Raw genomic sequence first — 17191 nt, 5'->3', positions numbered from 1 at the left:
ATCGGTTATGGATAAAAAACAGGTGGACATCTATTCTTTGTCTCCCATGCAAGAGGCCATGCTGTTTCACTCGTTATATGACCAGGGGAATTCTTATTTCAAACAATTGTTGATCCAGGTGGAGGGGGATTTTGATCCCGGACTGTTTGAAAAGAGTTTAAATGTTTTGATTGAACGATATGACATTTTCCGGACTGTGTTTATTTATAAAAAGCTGAAAAAACCACGTCAGGTGGTTTTGCAAGAGCGCGAAGCAAAGATTCAGTATCAGGATTTTTCCCATCTTCCGGAAGATGAGCGGAATCAAAAGGTTGAAGCATGGATCCGAAAAGATCAAACCAAACCGTTTGATTTGTCCAAAGATTTGTTATTGCGTGTTTCCGTGTTGAAAACAGGGTCCCAACAGTATCAAATCGTGTTCAGCAGCCACCACATCCTTTTGGACGGATGGTGCATGGGGATCGTGTTTGAAGATTTGTTCGAAATTTATGGGAAGTTGAAAAATCACGAGCCCGTTCCCCACAAAAAAGTGACGCAATATCGTGAATTGATCCGTTGGCTGGAAAAGCAGGATCCCAAAGAAACAGAACAATATTGGAAACAGTATTTGGCCGGGTATGAAGGACATGCCAAAATTCCGGGAGCGAAGACCGCCCGCGGCGATGATTACAAGTTGGAGGAAGTCCGTTGTTCACTGGATGAAACGTTGACCAGGCAATTCAATCAATTTGCCCGTGAACATCATCTCACCCTGAACAATGTATTCCAAACAATCTGGGGATTGATGTTGCAACGGTACAATCACACGGACGATGTGGTGTTCGGTTCCGTGGTCTCCGGAAGGAACAAAGACATTCCCCGGATCCAGGAGATCGTCGGTTTGTTCATCAACACCATTCCCGTGCGGGTCAAAGCAAGTGGCGATGACCGTTTTACAGACCTGGCCAAACAAGTTCAACAAGCGGCGCTGGCCTCGGAGCCGTATGATTATGCTTCGTTGACCGATATTCAGAAAGCGGCGCAATGCGGCGATTCATTGGTTGACCATATTGTTGTGTTTGAAAACTATGTGTTTGATTCGAATATTTTCCATAAATACCGGCATCAATTGGGGTTTGTCGTGACGGATGCCAAGAGCACGTTTGAAAAAACCAACTATGACTTTAATGTGATTGTGGTGCCCTGTGAGAAATTCACCATTTTGTTTCAATACAACGGACATGTTTACCAAAGAGAAGACGTGGAATCCTGTTTCCGCCACTTTGAACGGATTGTCCGCCAAGTCATTGGAAATCCGGATTGCCGCTTGAAAGACATTGAACTGGTTTCCCCTTCGGAAAAGCAGCAGTGGTTTGCATGGAATCAAACGGATGCGGATTATCCGCGCGATAAAACCGTTCAGGAGATTTTTGAAGAACAGGCGGAAAAATCCCCGCAGCAAATCGCCTTGAAATTCCGGGGAAATACGATGACTTACAAAGAGTTGAATGAACAAGCCAATCAGCTGGCGAGAGTGTTGAGGAAACAAGGCGTCCGGCGCGGGGACATTGTCGGATTGATGACGGAACGCTCCTTTGAAATGATGATCGGCATGCTGGCGGCCGTCAAAGCCGGTGGGGCTTATATGCCGATTGATCCGGAATATCCCGCTGGACGGAAGGAATTTATGCTGGAAGATGCCGGTGCTCCGGTTCTCATGGTGCAGCCGGGACTGAAAGTGCCTGCCGGTTATAAAGGGCGAGTGGTTGAACTGGCTCCCGGCGAATGGGCGGGGGAGGAAAAAAGCAACCCGGAGAATGTCAATCAGCCGGATGATCTTCTTTACGTCATGTATACTTCCGGATCGACCGGCAAGCCCAAAGGCATTTTGACCATGCATTACAATGTGATGCGGACGGTCATCAACAACGGGTACATACAGGTGCATGCCGGGGACCGGCTGTTGCAGTTGTCAAACTATTGTTTTGACGGATCCACGTTTGATATCTACAATGCCTTGTTGAACGGAGCGACGCTGGTTTTGGTGCCCAAAGAGGCTTCCAAAGACTTTGCGGAGCTGACCAAATTGATCCGAGAGGAAGAGATTACCGTCGCCTTTATGACCACTTCCCTGTTTAACACGGTTGTGGATTTGGATCTTGATTGTTTAAAGAGCTTGCGCAAAATTGTCTTTGGCGGGGAAAAGGCTTCGGTCAAACATGTTCAAAAGGCAGTGCAAGCACTGGGCGGAAACCGACTGATCAACGGGTACGGACCGACGGAAACCACGGTTTTTGCCGCGACTTATTCCATTGATCCGTCAGTGTTGGCCACCCATCGTGTACCGATTGGAAAGCCGCTGAACAACACCAAGCTGTATGTGTTGGACCCATGGGGAAATCTTCAACCGCCCGGCATTCCCGGTGAACTTTGCGTCAGTGGCGACGGAGTGGCCAAAGCGTATTTAAACCGTCCCGAATTAAATGAAACCCGCTTTGTTCCGGATCCGTTCCATCCCGGTCAACGCATGTACCGCACCGGGGATTTGGTTCGCCTGTTGCCGGATGGCCATTTGGAATATTTGGAGCGGATGGATAATCAGGTGAAAATCCGGGGACACCGCATTGAGACCGGTGAAGTGGAAAAGAGGTTGTTTGCCCATCCCGATGTGCTGAATGCGGTGGTTTTGGCCGATAAAGATCAGAACGGGCATTCCTATTTGTGTGCTTATGTTGTGTTGAAAAAGGATGTTTCACCTTCTGCATTGCGTGAGCACATGACCAAAGCGTTGCCGGAATACATGATCCCCGATTACTTTGTAAAATTGGATCAACTTCCGTTTACGCCCAATGGAAAAGTGGACTTGCGGGCGCTTCCCAAACCGGCCGAAGCGTTGGAGAACAAAAGGGATTATGTTGCCCCCACGAACCCCGTGGAAGAAAAGCTGGTAAAAGTCTGGCAGGAAGTTTTGGATGCGGACCAAGTCGGGATTCATGACAACTTCTTTGACCTGGGGGGACACTCCCTGAAAGCGATGATGCTTTCTTCGCGGGTGAGCAAGGAATTGAATGCAGACTTGCCGCTAAGAGAGATTTTTGCCCGGCCGACGGTGCAGCAACAAGCGGCCTTTTTGCAGAATAAGGGCAAAAAAGAATACACCGGGATTGCCCCGGCACCGGAGATGAAGGATTATCCGGTGACTTCCGCGCAGAAGCGCTTATATATGGTCAGCCAACTGGAAGGAAGCGGCACCAGTTACAATATGCCTTATGTATTCCGGATTCACGGCGATTTGTCCGTTCCCGGTTTAAAGAGCGTCTTGCAATCTTTGGTGGACCGGCATGAATCGTTGAGAACGTCTTTCCACATGATTAACGGGGAATTAAGGCAGAAAATTCATCCCGATGCCCGATTGGTCGTCGAGCAGTACCAAGCCGGCGGGAAACGGCAAGAAAAACGTGTCATTCAAGAATTTATCCGCCCGTTTGATTTGCAAAAGGCGCCGTTGATGCGTGCCGGGGTGTTGGAACGTACGGACACCCGCGAGAAGTATCTGTTATTGGATTTTCATCATATCGTGGCTGATGGTGTTTCGATCCGGCAATGGTTTTCCGATTTTTCGCGGCGGATGCAAGGTGAAGAGTTGCCTTCGCTTCCATTGCAATACAAGGATTATGCTTATTGGCAACAACATGAGAAACAAAAAGACCGTTGGAAAAAACATGAGGAGTACTGGTTGAATGAACTTTCCGGCGAGTTGCCCGTTTTGCAATTGCCGACCGACTTTCCGCGCCCGAAAGTTCAGCGTTTTGACGGGGATCAGCTTCCTTTTGAAATGGATGCGGGATTGTCGGATCAATTAAGGCAGCTGGCCGATGAGCAGAATGCAACGATGTATATGGTGTTGTTTGCCGCTTATCATGTCCTGCTCTCCAAGTACGCGGGGCAAGAGGATTTGATTGTCGGGTCCCCCATCGCCGGAAGGCCGCATGCGGACCTGGAGACCATGGTGGGCATGTTTGCCAACACGCTGGCGGTCCGAACCCGGCCGACACCGGATGTATCGTTTGCCCGGTTTCTCGCGCAATTGAAAGAACAAATCCTGGAGATGGCAGAGCATCAGGATTATCCCTTTGAAGAACTGGTGGAAAAATTGGGGGCAGAACGGGATTTAAGCCGGAATCCTCTTTTTGACACCATGTTTTCTTTGCAAAAGAATGAATTGCCGGCCCTTCAGTTCCGGGATTTTTCGCTGGAACTGGTTGAATGGGATTGGAAAAAATCCAAGTTTGATATGAGCTGGATCCTGATTGAAGATGAGAAAATCAAAGGGATCGTGGAATTTGCCACGCATCTGTTCAAGCCGGAAACGGTAAAAAGAATGGTTCGCCATTATCTTCATATTTTGAAGCAAATCACGGAGAATCCGGACCTTCGCCTGTCTGACATCAAATTGATCACGCCGGATGAAGAGCATCAGGTGTTAAACAATTTCAATGCGTATCGTCTGGAGTATCCGCGGGGAAGAACGATTCCGTCCTGGTTTGAAGAACGGGTGGAAAAGCAACCGGACCGGGTGGCGGTGGTTTGCGGCGAAGAACGGTGGACTTATGAAGAGTTAAACCGGCAGGCCAACCGCCTGGCCCATGCATTGAGGAAGAAAGGGATCGGCCGCGAGCAACTGGTCGGCATCCTGATGTCCCCGTCCAAAGAGATGATGGCGGCGGTTCTCGGTGTCTTGAAAGCAGGGGCGGCGTACGTTCCGATTGATCCGCAATATCCGGCGGACCGGATCCAATATATGTTGAAAGACAGCGGGGCTTCCCTGCTTCTTACGGATCGTCCGGCCGTTCCCGGCAGTTCCGGCGTGGAAGTTTGGGATATGAAAACCAAAGATTTCCGGGGCGAATCCGATGACAACCCCGCACCGGTGAACAAAGAACGGGATTTGGCCTACGTGATCTATACGTCCGGTTCCACCGGAAAACCCAAAGGCGTGATGGTGGAACACGCCTCCCTGATCAATTTGTGCGAGTGGCATATCCGTGAATTTCAGGTGACACCGGAAGATAAGAGCATCAAATACGCAGGGGTCGGATTTGATGCCTCGGTATGGGAGATTTTCCCGACTTGGATGGCGGGAGCGTCGCTTCACATCATTGAAGAGGCCATGCGTTATGATCTGGAGGCACTGAACCGGTACATGGAGGAACAAGGGATCACGGTTGCTTTTCTGCCGACGCCGGTGGCGGAGCAATTTATGCAGCTGGAAAACCGCAGCCTGAGAGTGTTGCTGACCGGAGGGGACCGGTTGGGCCGGGTGTTGCCGCAGAACTACACGGTGGTCAACAATTACGGTCCGACGGAGAACACGGTGGTGACGACGAGCACCCCGGTGCGTCCGGATGAACCCGTCACGATTGGAAAACCGGTGGCCAATAACCAAGTGTATGTGTTGAATGAACATCAGCAATTGCAGCCAATCGGCGTGCCGGGCGAGCTGTGCGTCAGCGGGGAAAGTCTGGCCCGGGGATATTTGAACCGGCCGGAGCTGACGGCGGAGAAGTTTGTGCCCAACCCTTATGTGCCGGGGCAAAAGATGTACCGGACCGGAGACCTGGTGCGGTGGCTGCCGGACGGGCGCTTGGAGTTTCTGGGGCGGATGGATGAACAGGTGAAAATCCGCGGTTACCGCATTGAGCCCGGGGAAATCGCCAACCGTTTGTTGGAGCATGCTTCCGTCCGGGAGGCCTTTGTCACCGTGCAGCTGAATCCTTCTCAAGAACCGGAGTTATGCGCATATTTCGCAGCGTCGTCTCCTTGTTCCGCAGAAGAATTACGGGAGCATTTAAGTTTGAAATTGCCTGACTATATGGTTCCGGTTCACTTTATCGAAATGGAGAAACTCCCCTTGACCCGAAACGGCAAAGTGGACAAAAAAGCATTGCCGTTGCCGGAAGCCGCCACAATCCGAAGCAAGGATGACGCACCGGCCACTCCCGCCGAGGAGCAGTTGATCGAAATCTTGAAGGAGATTCTCCATACCAAACAAATCGGAGTCCATGACAGCTTCTTTGAAAAAGGCGGCAACTCCCTCAAAGGTATGATGTTGTCGGCGCAAGTCCACAAGAGGATGCATACGGAACTGCCTTTGCGGGAGATTTTTGCCCGTCCCGTGGTCAAGGAGATGGCCGCATACATCGAAAATCAAAAAACGGCTGAACATGTCACCATCGCTCCGGCACCCAAACAAGCTTATTATCCGGTTTCATCCGCACAGAAACGGTTGTATGTGGTCGGGCAACTGGAAGGAATGGGCACCGGTTACAACATGCCCCATGCCTTTTCCATCCGAGGAAATTTGCCGGTTTCCCGTCTCGAAGAAGCATTCCGGGCACTGGTGGAACGGCACGAATCCTTGCGTACTTCGTTTCATCTCATTGATGGCGAATTGATGCAAAAAATTCACACCGATGTGGAGGTCCGGGTGGAGTGTTATCAAGCCCAAGACCGTCCGGATGTGAAACAAAAAATTCAACAGTTCATCCGTCCGTTTGATTTGGAGAAAGCTCCGTTGATCCGGGTCGGAATGATCGAACATGCCAAGGAAGAAGAACAGATCTTGGTCATCGACATGCATCACATCATTTCCGACGGTGTCTCGATGAACATCCTGTTTCAGGATTTGATGAAATGCCTGCAGGGAGAAACGTTGCCGCCGGTGTCCCTGCAATACAAGGATTATGCCGTCTGGCAACAAAAGGAAAAACAAAAGGATACATGGAAAAAACACGAGCAGTATTGGATGAATGAACTTTCCGGCGAACTTCCGGTTCTGGATTTGCCCACGGATTACCCGCGACCTTCCGTACAACGGTTTGACGGGGACCATATGACTTTCGAAATCGAGCACCGATTAACCCGGAAATTGAAACGGCTTGTGGATGAGAAAAAAGCGACTCCGTATATGGCACTCTTGGCCGCGTACAATTTGCTGTTGGCGAAATATACCGGCAAAAACGACATCATTGTCGGCTCGCCGATTGCCGGAAGATCGTATGCCGGTTTGGAGTCCATGGTGGGGATGTTTGCCAATACGCTTGTGGTTCGCAACCGGATTGATTTGCAACTTCCGTTCACAGTCTTTTTGGAACAGGTGAAGGAACGCGTCCTGCAAATGTATGAGCATCAGGATTATCCGTTTGAGGAATTGGTGGAAAAGTTGGATACCCAGCGCGATTTGAGCCGCAATCCCCTTTTTGACACCATGTTTGCCATGCAGAATATCGACATGCCGGTTTTTAAACTGCAAGGATTGAAAATTCGCCAAGGGGAGATTGAATGGAAAAAATCGAAATTTGATTTGAGCTGGATGATGGCGGAAGATGAGGAAACATTCAAAGGGGTTGTCGAATACAGCACTTGCCTGTTCAAGCCCGGGACCATCCGGCGTATGATTGGCCACTTTGTTCATATTCTCGAACAGATTGTGGATGATCCCGGAATTCGGCTGTGCGAGATTGAGCTTCCCACGTTGGAAGAGAAATGGGAGATATTGCAAACCTTTAACCAAACCCGTCTGGAGTATCCGCGGGGAAGAACGATTCCGTCCTGGTTTGAAGAACGGGTGGAAAAGCAACCGGACCGGGTGGCGGTGGTTTGCGGCGAAGAACGATGGACTTATGAAGAGTTGAACCGGCAGGCCAACCGCCTGGCCCATGCGCTGAGGAAGAAAGGGATCGGCCGCGAGCAACTGGTCGGCATCCTGATGTCCCCGTCCAAAGAGATGATGGCGGCGGTTCTCGGTGTCTTGAAAGCAGGGGCGGCGTACGTTCCGATTGATCCGCAATATCCGGCGGACCGGATCCAATATATGTTGAAAGACAGCGGGGCTTCCCTGCTTCTTACGGATCGTCCGGCCGTTCCCGGCAGTTCCGGCGTGGAAGTTTGGGATATGAAAACCAAAGATTTCCGGGGCGAATCCGATGACAACCCCGCACCGGTGAACAAAGAACGGGATTTGGCCTACGTGATCTATACGTCCGGTTCCACCGGAAAACCCAAAGGCGTGATGGTGGAACACGCCTCCCTGATCAATTTGTGCGAGTGGCATATCCGTGAATTTCAGGTGACACCGGAAGATAAGAGCATCAAATACGCAGGGGTCGGATTTGATGCCTCGGTATGGGAGATTTTCCCGACTTGGATGGCGGGAGCGTCGCTTCACATCATTGAAGAGGCCATGCGTTATGATCTGGAGGCACTGAACCGGTACATGGAGGAACAAGGGATCACGGTTGCTTTTCTGCCGACGCCGGTGGCGGAGCAATTTATGCAGCTGGAAAACCGCAGCCTGAGAGTGTTGCTGACCGGAGGGGACCGGTTGGGCCGGGTGTTGCCGCAGAACTACACGGTGGTCAACAATTACGGTCCGACGGAGAACACGGTGGTGACGACGAGCACCCCGGTGCGTCCGGATGAACCCGTCACGATTGGAAAACCGGTGGCCAATAACCAAGTGTATGTGTTGAATGAACATCAGCAATTGCAGCCAATCGGCGTGCCGGGCGAGCTGTGCGTCAGCGGGGAAAGTCTGGCCCGGGGATATTTGAACCGGCCGGAGCTGACGGCGGAGAAGTTTGTGCCCAACCCTTATGTGCCGGGGCAAAAGATGTACCGGACCGGAGACCTGGTGCGGTGGCTGCCGGACGGGCGCTTGGAGTTTCTGGGGCGGATGGATGAACAGGTGAAAATCCGCGGTTACCGCATTGAGCCCGGGGAAGTGGCCGACAAGTTGTTAAGTTACCCGACCGTGAAAGAAGCCGTGGTGGTGGCGCAAACCGACGAACAAAATCAGTTGCATTTGTGTGCATATTTCACGGCATCGGAGTCCTGTTCCATTCCTGCATTGCGGCAGTACCTGGGGAAAGAATTGCCTGATTACATGATTCCGGCTTACTTCATGCAGATGGAGCAACTGCCGTTGAATGCCAACGGTAAAGTGGACAAAAACATGCTTCCCAAACCCAAACAGATGCAAACCGGCGTGGAATATGCGGCGCCCCGCAATGAAAAGGAACGCATCCTGGCGGAGCTGTGGCAGGAAATTTTGCATCTGGACCGGGTGGGGATCCATGATCAGTTTTTTGAGCTTGGTGGCGATTCCATCAAAGCGATGCAAATTGCTTCCCGCTTGAAACCGTACCGGCTGAAAATGAGATTGAAAGATTTGTTCCAACATCCGACCATTGAAGAATTGGCACCGCATGTTTTCCCCATCGATGAAGACCGGGAAGATGAAGTGGTGACGGGGGAAGTTGCGCTGACCCCGATTCAGCGTTGGATGTTTGAGCAGACGGATTATCCGGATCAATGGAACATGGCCATTGTCCTGTACCGGAAACAAGGATGGGATGCCGACGTGTTAAAACCGGTTTTCCATGCATTGGTGACCCATCACGACGCCTTGAGGATGTCGTTTAAGCGGGAAGATCACCAGGTGAAGGCATGGAACCGGGATGTGGAAGGGGAATTTTTCTCCATCCACGAGTTTGATGTCAACAGCGAAGACCTTTCGGAAGTGATGAAAAGAGAAGCCAACCGTTTGCATCAATCGCTTCGCATCCATGGCGGGCCGTTGATCCGCCTGGGGATTTTCCATACCGGCGAAGGGGATTACTTGCTGATCATTATCCACCATTTGGTGATGGATGCCGTTTCCTGGAGGGTGCTGTCCGAAGATCTCCATACTGCGTACCAGCAACAATTGGACGGGGAACCCTTGGCTTTGCCGCAAAAAACGACTTCGTTTCAATCATGGAGCCATCAATTGCAAGAGTTTGCGAACAGTCCGGCGTTGCTTGCTGAAATTCCGTATTGGAAAGCGACCGACCGCCTCCAGGTTCCAAAACTTCCGGTCGATAAAAAAGAAACGTCGGATTATGCCAATCAGCATATCGGCATCGTTTGGGGACGCCTCCCGAAAGAGGAAACCGGTGACTTGTTGTCCGGGGCGCATCGCGCTTACCAGACGGAGATGAATGATTTGTTGTTGTCGGGCTTGGTGATGACCTTGAACAGTTGGACCCATGGCAAGGTGGCGGTCCAATTGGAAGGGCACGGCCGGGAGGAAGTGATTGACGGGGTGGATTTGACCAGGACCGTCGGATGGTTTACATCTATGTATCCGGTCGTGTTTGAACAAGATTCCAAAAATCCGGCCGAAGTCATTCCGTATGTGAAAGAAGTCTTGCGGCGGGTTCCCAATAAAGGAATCGGATACGGGATTCTCAAATATTTAACCCGTCCCGAAAACAAACAAGATCTTTCGTTCCGGCTCAAACCTGAGATCAACTTCAACTATCAAGGGGAGTTTGTCCGGGATGTGGAGAAGGAGGACATCCAAATCGTGTCCCTGCCGGTGGGAGAAGGGGTTCATCCCCTGGCTCAGTGGCCGTATAAACTGGATTTCAGTTTGTTTGTTGAAAACGGGGAACTGGTCACGCTGATTCGCTACCACCAAACGCTGTATCATCGGGAGACGATTGAACAACTGAAAAACCTCTATCTCCATCATCTGAAAAGAATTGTGGACTTTTGCCGGGAAGAAGTCTTGGTGAAATAAAGAAAATACATCCTGTCTGGGTGTCCAGGCAGGATGTATTGTCATTTACAGAGCCGGAGTTGGCGTCGGTTCGGCAAAATCGTTGCCATATTTTTGGTCGATAAATTCGCGGATTTTTTGATCAGACGTTCCGGATTTTTTCATTTGTATGGATTCTTTGGCAATCTCCAGACAAACCCCGCAAGTGGTGGCATGGGAATCCCATGTGATTTGGTCTTTGGATTGTTGGTGGATAAAGCAATCAAGATTATTGCGATGCCCCACACTTTGTCCGCATCCGCAGAAACACGGGATCCGGGCCAGCAAATCACGGTGTTTGGAGACTTCTTGATAAGTTTGAGCCACCTCCGCGGGATGATCCCGCAAAAAAGAGGGTAATTCATGGGGCGCGGTGGTCTCCCGGACATCTCCCGTTACATGGGAGGATTCACCGGGACCGGCCTCCTGATGCGGATCCGGCTGGCAACCGGCTGTAAATGACAAGCCAAACAGAAACAGAAAGACGGAAAAAAATCGAATCGTTTTTTGATGCATGATCATATGCCCCCCCTTTTTCCCCACTCATCATAGCAGAAAAAAATGATTTGGTGTGGAGAAGGGGAAATCCGTTTCAAAAAGATAAAAAAAGAGACCGTGTAAACGGTCTCATAGATCCGGGGAACAAAATGATAAAACCACTTGATTGAGATAGCTTGCGTAAGCCAGAGTGGCTATCTCATTTATTATTATAAAGCAATTTGTGAGTTTTTGTTAAGGAAATAAAAGGGAGAAAAAACTTTATTTGGGTGACTTATTCCGTTTTTTAAGTGTTTTATTTTTTTAGATATAATGAAGTGTGAAAAACCATTCTTTACCCGATGGATTATCTGAATGATCCGGCTTGAAAAAGTGGCGATTTTTGCAAAAGGGAGATGAGAGAAAGTTGAAAAAATTGATCAATCATCCTGATGAGGTAGTGGATGAAATGTTGGAGGGCATGGTGGCCGCGTATCCAAAGAGATTGTCCAGGATTCCGGATTATTCCGTCATCGTCCGCAATGAAGCGCCTGTTCAAGGAAAAGTGGGGTTGGTCAGCGGCGGCGGTTCCGGGCATGAACCGGCTCATGCCGGGTATGTGGGAAAAGGCATGCTGGATGCCGCCGTGCTTGGCGAGGTGTTTACCTCCCCCGCGCCCGATCAGATCTTAAGAGCGATCCAGGCAGCCGACGGAGGCAAGGGTGTCTTGTTGATCATCAAAAATTATGCCGGGGACGTCATGAATTTTGAGATGGCGGCAGATATGGCGATAATGGGAGGAATCCCCGTGAAATGCGTGGTGGTCAACGATGATGTGGCCGTTGATGATCCGTCCCGGAGAAGGGGAATTGCCGGAACGGTTTTCGTCCATAAAATTGCCGGAGCTTGGGCCGAAGCGGGGGCGGGTTTGGAGGAGGTTCACCGAATTGCGGAAAAAACCGTGCGAAATATGCGGAGCATGGGAGTGGCTTTAACCGCCTGCACGGTGCCAGCCGTCGGAAAGCCAGGCTTTGAGATCCAAGAGGATGAAATGGAAATCGGAATGGGGATTCATGGGGAACCCGGCATCCAAAGAACGGATCACTTGTCCGCAGATGAAACTGCTGGTGTGTTGTTGGATGCCATTTTTAAGGATTTGCCACTCCAAAAAGGGGACGAGGTTGCGGTCATGTTGAATGGTTTGGGGGCCACGCCGCTGATGGAGTTGTATATTTTGAACAGAAAAGTATCGGAATATTTACAAGATAAGGGGATCCGTGTGTTCTCCACCAGTGTCGGCGAATACATGACTTCGTTGGAGATGGCCGGTTGTTCACTCACCCTCTTGAAACTGGATGATGAATTAAAAAAAGGATTGAAAGAACCATCCGACACCGTATCATGGGTTCAAGCCGAAGGAGGAAGATAAGATGGAATGGACGGTTTTGCAGGTGAAGCATTGGTTATCGGATTTAAGCCGGATCATGCAAGAAAAAAAGGAAGAGCTTTCCCGGTATGATCAGGCGATTGGAGACGGGGATCACGGTGTGAATATGGCTCGCGGCTTTAAGGAAGTGGAGAAGGTCCTGGCGCAAGAACATGATCCTCACGATATCGGGTGGTGGTTCCAAACGGTTTCCCGGATTCTGTTAAGCAAAGTGGGCGGGGCATCCGGCCCGTTGTACGGCACTGTTTTTCTGAAAATGGCTTCGGTTTGCAAAGGAAAAAGCGTGTTGACGCATGAAGAATGGGTAACGGCTTTTTCCGAGGCTCGTCAGGGATTAAAAATGAGAGGAAAAGCGGAGCCCGGCGACAAGACCATGTTGGATGTCTGGGAACCCGTTGTCCGGTACATGGAACAGGCGAAAGAGCAAATCTCCTGGCAAATGGTCAAAGACATTGCCGAACAATCCATGATCGACACCCGGGCGATGGTGGCAAAGAAAGGGCGTGCTTCTTACCTTGGGGAACGCTCGAGAGGTCACTTGGATCCGGGGGCGGTGTCTTCTTATTACTTCTTTTGGACATGGGCAGAACAACCTTGGAAGGGGGACGGACAATGAGCTGTGTCGGATTGGTGCTGGTCTCGCACAGTGAAAAGCTTGTTGAAGGATTGGCGGAATTTCTCTCGCAAATACAAAAAGGCGTACCGGTCGCCATTGCCGGCGGAACGGATGATGGAGAGCTGGGAACCAGCCCGTTTAAGATCAAAGAAGCCATCGAACGCGTTTATTCAGATTGCGGCGTTTTGGTTTTATTTGATATCGGAAGTGCGGCTATGTCCGTCGAAATGGCCATCGAGATGTTGGGGGACGAAAAGAAGATACGCGTGGCGGACGCGCCGTTGGTGGAAGGTGCCTATGCCGCCGCCGTGGAAGCTTCGGTCCGAAGCGATTTGGATAAAGTGGCGGCATCGGCGCAAAAAGCAAGAAATTGGCGCAAATAGGAACATAAAATTCTCCCGGGTTCCTCACAATAAAAAAAGAGAGATGCGCATACTAACTCGTAGTCCATACAAAAGGAGTGAACCCGGTGAAAGAGGATCGAAATGTCCGACCCGATACAGAATCGAATGAAAAAAAGAAGAATGCTGCCGCCCAGATGATCCAGCAGTTGGGGCAAACCAATGTGCCTCAACTGGAAAGCAATATTTTTTGTTTGAGCATCATCGGGCAAATCGAAGGCCATCTGGTGATGCCTCCCCAAAATAAAACGACGAAATATGAACATGTGATTCCGCAGATCGTCGCGGTGGAACAAAACCCGAAGATTGAAGGAATGGTGATTGTTTTAAATACCGTGGGCGGTGATGTGGAAGCCGGTTTGGCCATTGCGGAAATGATTGCGACGATGCGAAAGCCGACGGTTTCGATTGTTCTCGGGGGAGGCCACAGCATCGGGGTTCCCATTGCGGTTGCGGCGGATAAATCCTTCATAGCCGAAACAGCCACCATGACGATTCATCCGGTCCGTCTGAGCGGATTGGTCATCGGCGTGCCCCAAACCTTTGAATATATGGAAAAAATGCAAGATCGGGTGATTCATTTCATTTCCACCCATTCGAACATCACGGAAGAAAAGATCCGTGAGCTCATGTTCCAGACCGGGGATCTGGCCCGGGACATTGGAACCAATGTGATTGGAAAAGATGCGGTGAAATACGGATTGATTGATGAAGTGGGCGGCATTTCCGAAGCGCTTGCCGAATTGAACAAAATGGTGGAGGCCAACAAGCAAAAGGAGATTTTGCAATGATTTACTATTCCACGATCCCGATCGAAATGGCTTTTTACCGCCCGGATGAGTTGAAGCTGAAACAAATTCAAGTGGATGGCGTGAAGATGATTGTCCATGAAGGAGAGGAAGGAGAAGCGACCATTGTCCAAGTGCTGAGCGGAGATCCCGGTCATTTTTTGGATCCTCGTTTTCAGCCGGGAAACACCATCAAAAACGTTCCGACCGTGACAGAGTAAACTGCCGGCCATTGCCGGCAGTTTTTTTGGAGCCGGAAGAAGAACAAAAAGAAAAAATCTTTAAAATCCGGTAGGAGACTTTATGTTGTTTTGGGAAATAAATATCGATAAGATAATACCGACTGGTTATCATTTCCATTATTTACTTTCGGAACGGATGGGTTGAAAAGGTGGTTTCAATGACAAAAAAGAGAAATAAGAAAAAACAGTCGATTGGAACAAAAAAAGAAATTTTGTTTGAGATTTACGGCATTGTCTTATTGGCGTTGTCTTTGGTGACGATTGCCAGTTATGGAGCCATTGGCAGAAATTTGACGTATCTGGCCCGTTTTGTGGTGGGGACATGGGATTTTATCATTCCGCTTTTGGGAATGGGATTGTCCGTGTATGTGATGGCGCATCACCGGTGGCCGGATCATTGGTCGTCGAGGTGGACGGGAGTCGCTTTGGTGTTCATGGCGCTGATCACTTTTAATCATTACTTGACCTTTCACACCATTCAAACGGACAAGGGAATCATTGATCAGACATGGTACATGTTGTTGGAGGAAAGAAATTCAGCGGTTCCACTGGATGTCGGCAGCGGGATGCTGGGGGCTTTTTCCTATGCTTTGCTCCATTTTTTATTCGATGACACTGGCGCTTTGATTGTGCTGGCTGCCGTCGTGTGTTGCGGTTTTTTGCTGATCGCCGACTTTTCATTTACCAAAGCTGCGCTGATCTCTAAGGCCGTTTACAAAAAAGCAAAACAGAAGGGAAAAGATTGCCTGATCGATTGGATCAGGCAATATGACCGCCGCCGGAAGCGGCCATCGAAGCAAAGACGTGTGCAGAAAAAAACCGTCCCTGATGTGGAAGTGAGCAAAGAGCCCATCGATCCGGTGGTTTATGACTTTGAAGATGTGGCTTACCAAGACAGCCGGGAGCAACCGGAGGACGGGGAAAAGCCGGTCCATGAACAAATGAAATTGAAATTGCAGCCGTCGGAGCCGGATAGGAAACGACCGAAACAACCCGAACAGGAAGAAGGTTCCGACGAGCCGATTGAAGTCCATTTTCAATCGCAACAAAAGATGGATCACTATGTATTGCCACCGGCCACCTTGTTGAATCCGACAAAGAAAAGGCAGGGCCGGGAGCAGGAAAACGTCCATGAAAAAGCAAAAACGCTGCAGGACAAACTGGAAAGCTTCGGAGTCAAAGCAACGGTGGGGGAAATCCACCGGGGACCGGCTGTCACCCGTTATGAAATCCGTCCGGAAAAAGGGGTGAAAGTGAGCCGGATTGTCAACCTGGCGGATGACATTGCCCTGGCGCTGGCGGCCAAGGATATCCGGATTGAAGCCCCGATCCCGGGAAAATCGGCGGTCGGGATCGAAATCCCCAATTCCAAAGTCGCGCTGGTGGGGTTAAGAGATGTATTGGAGAGTGCGGAATATTTGGGATCGCAATCCAAGTTGAGCATTGCCCTGGGGCGTGATGTGTACGGCAAACCCATTGTGGATAATCTGGCCAAGATGCCGCATCTGCTGGTGGCGGGTGCAACCGGATCGGGAAAAAGCGTTTGCATCAACGGGATCATTGTCAGCCTGCTGTACAAAGCGCGTCCGGACGAAGTGAAATTGATGATGATTGATCCCAAAATGGTTGAATTGAATGTATACAACGGAATTCCCCATTTATTGATTCCGGTTGTCACGGAGCCGCGCAAAGCGGCCATGGCATTGAAAAAAGTGGTGGCGGAAATGGAAAAGCGCTATGAATTGTTTGCCAAGCACGGGGCCCGCGACATCGAACGCTTCAATCAATTGGTGAAAGAAAAGGGATTGGAAGATACAGACCCTCTCCCTTACATTGTTGTCATTGTGGATGAGTTGGCGGATTTGATGATGGTCGCCCCGGCCGATGTGGAAGATGCGATTTGCCGGCTGGCGCAGATGGCCAGGGCTGCCGGGATTCATTTGATCATCGCCACTCAGCGTCCATCGGTCGATGTGATTACCGGCGTGATCAAGTCCAATATCCCGACCCGGATTGCTTTTGCCGTTTCATCTCAGGCCGATTCCCGCACCATCCTGGACATGGGGGGAGCCGAGAAATTGCTCGGACGCGGGGATATGTTGTATCTGCCGACGGGAGCATCCAAACCGACCCGGATCCAAGGGGCTTTCCTTTCGGATGAAGAAGTGGAGCGGGTGGTGAAATTTGTCAAGGAACAACAAGAACCGGATTACCAGGAAGAAATGATTCCCCAATCCCCTGACAAAAATAAATCATCCGTCGACGACGAATTGTTTCCGCAAGCGAAAAAACTGGTCATTGAAGCGCAAACAGCCTCTGTGTCTTTGTTGCAGCGCCGGTTGCGGATCGGTTACACCAGGGCGGCCCGCCTGATTGACATGCTGGAGGCCAAAGGGATTGTCGGCCCTTATGAAGGGAGCAAGCCCCGCGAAGTGTTGGTTTCATCCTTTGACAATGAAACCGGGGAGAGAAAAAAAGAAGCTGTGAAGTAGTCGCGAAGAGGGAAGCCGCCGAGTTTTCAAAGAAAAGAATTTTTTTGCCGGGCAGACGATCATAATAAATGGTGAACATTTCTAACCGGTGCCGTATTCGTCTATAA

General features: G+C 50.2%; 8 protein-coding genes. 7 read left to right on the top strand and 1 reads right to left on the bottom strand.

Annotated elements, in window-relative coordinates:
- Positions 1 to 7 precede the first annotated feature (7 nt).
- On the top strand, positions 8 to 10603 hold the full coding sequence (locus I8U23_RS02970; protein WP_198050714.1) for a non-ribosomal peptide synthetase: 10596 nt from the start codon (positions 8 to 10) through the stop codon (positions 10601 to 10603).
- A gap of 45 nt (positions 10604 to 10648) precedes the next feature.
- Here I8U23_RS02970 and I8U23_RS02965 read toward each other — a convergent pair whose 3' ends face one another.
- On the bottom strand, positions 10649 to 11137 hold the full coding sequence (locus I8U23_RS02965; protein ID WP_049720207.1) for a PCYCGC motif-containing (lipo)protein: 489 nt from the start codon (positions 11135 to 11137) through the stop codon (positions 10649 to 10651).
- Between the two features lie 388 nt (positions 11138 to 11525).
- Between I8U23_RS02965 and dhaK the strand changes: the two genes are divergently transcribed.
- The 6 genes from dhaK (at position 11526) to I8U23_RS02935 (ending at position 17084) form a co-directional block, all read left to right on the top strand.
- On the top strand, positions 11526 to 12527 hold the full coding sequence (dhaK, locus tag I8U23_RS02960; RefSeq protein ID WP_037996514.1) for a dihydroxyacetone kinase subunit DhaK: 1002 nt from the start codon (positions 11526 to 11528) through the stop codon (positions 12525 to 12527).
- A 1-nt stretch (position 12528) separates the two neighbouring features.
- The gene (gene dhaL / locus I8U23_RS02955; RefSeq protein ID WP_037996459.1) at positions 12529 to 13161 is read left to right on the top strand and encodes a dihydroxyacetone kinase subunit DhaL; all 633 of its coding nucleotides are present in this window, start codon (positions 12529 to 12531) and stop codon (positions 13159 to 13161) included.
- Complete coding sequence (gene dhaM, locus I8U23_RS02950) at positions 13158 to 13544, top strand: dihydroxyacetone kinase phosphoryl donor subunit DhaM (protein WP_037996461.1); 387 nt, start codon at positions 13158 to 13160, stop codon at positions 13542 to 13544. The genes dhaL and dhaM overlap by 4 nt, the downstream gene beginning before the upstream one ends.
- Positions 13545 to 13630: 86 nt before the next feature.
- Positions 13631 to 14353: a ClpP family protease gene (locus tag I8U23_RS02945; protein WP_037996464.1), complete on the top strand. Its 723-nt coding sequence runs from the start codon at positions 13631 to 13633 to the stop codon at positions 14351 to 14353.
- Positions 14350 to 14571 (top strand): YlzJ-like family protein, encoded by a 222-nt coding sequence (locus I8U23_RS02940; RefSeq protein ID WP_037996465.1) that lies wholly within the window; start codon positions 14350 to 14352, stop codon positions 14569 to 14571. The genes I8U23_RS02945 and I8U23_RS02940 overlap by 4 nt, the downstream gene beginning before the upstream one ends.
- A 179-nt stretch (positions 14572 to 14750) precedes the next feature.
- A complete protein-coding gene (locus I8U23_RS02935) occupies positions 14751 to 17084 on the top strand; it encodes an FtsK/SpoIIIE family DNA translocase (protein WP_037996468.1) in 2334 nt (777 codons plus the stop codon).
- The last annotated feature ends 107 nt before the right edge of the window (positions 17085 to 17191 follow it).

Source organism: Thermoactinomyces sp. CICC 10735 (assembly GCF_016055175.1).
GTDB lineage: Bacteria > Bacillota > Bacilli > Thermoactinomycetales > Thermoactinomycetaceae > Thermoactinomyces > Thermoactinomyces vulgaris.
The sequence above is the reverse complement of the archived record's forward strand: the minus strand, read 5'-3'. Positions and strand labels throughout refer to the sequence as shown.

Excerpts from the sequence above, each read along its gene's own strand:
- I8U23_RS02940 (WP_037996465.1), top strand. The coding sequence starts at position 14,350 with ATGATTTACTATTCCACGATCCCGATCGAAATGGCTTTTTACCGCCCG.
- I8U23_RS02970 (WP_198050714.1), top strand. The coding sequence starts at position 8 with ATGGATAAAAAACAGGTGGACATCTATTCTTTGTCTCCCATGCAAGAG.
- dhaL (WP_037996459.1), top strand. The coding sequence starts at position 12,529 with ATGGAATGGACGGTTTTGCAGGTGAAGCATTGGTTATCGGATTTAAGC.
- I8U23_RS02965 (WP_049720207.1), bottom strand. The coding sequence starts at position 11,137 with ATGCATCAAAAAACGATTCGATTTTTTTCCGTCTTTCTGTTTCTGTTT.
- dhaM (WP_037996461.1), top strand. The coding sequence starts at position 13,158 with ATGAGCTGTGTCGGATTGGTGCTGGTCTCGCACAGTGAAAAGCTTGTT.
- I8U23_RS02935 (WP_037996468.1), top strand. The coding sequence starts at position 14,751 with ATGACAAAAAAGAGAAATAAGAAAAAACAGTCGATTGGAACAAAAAAA.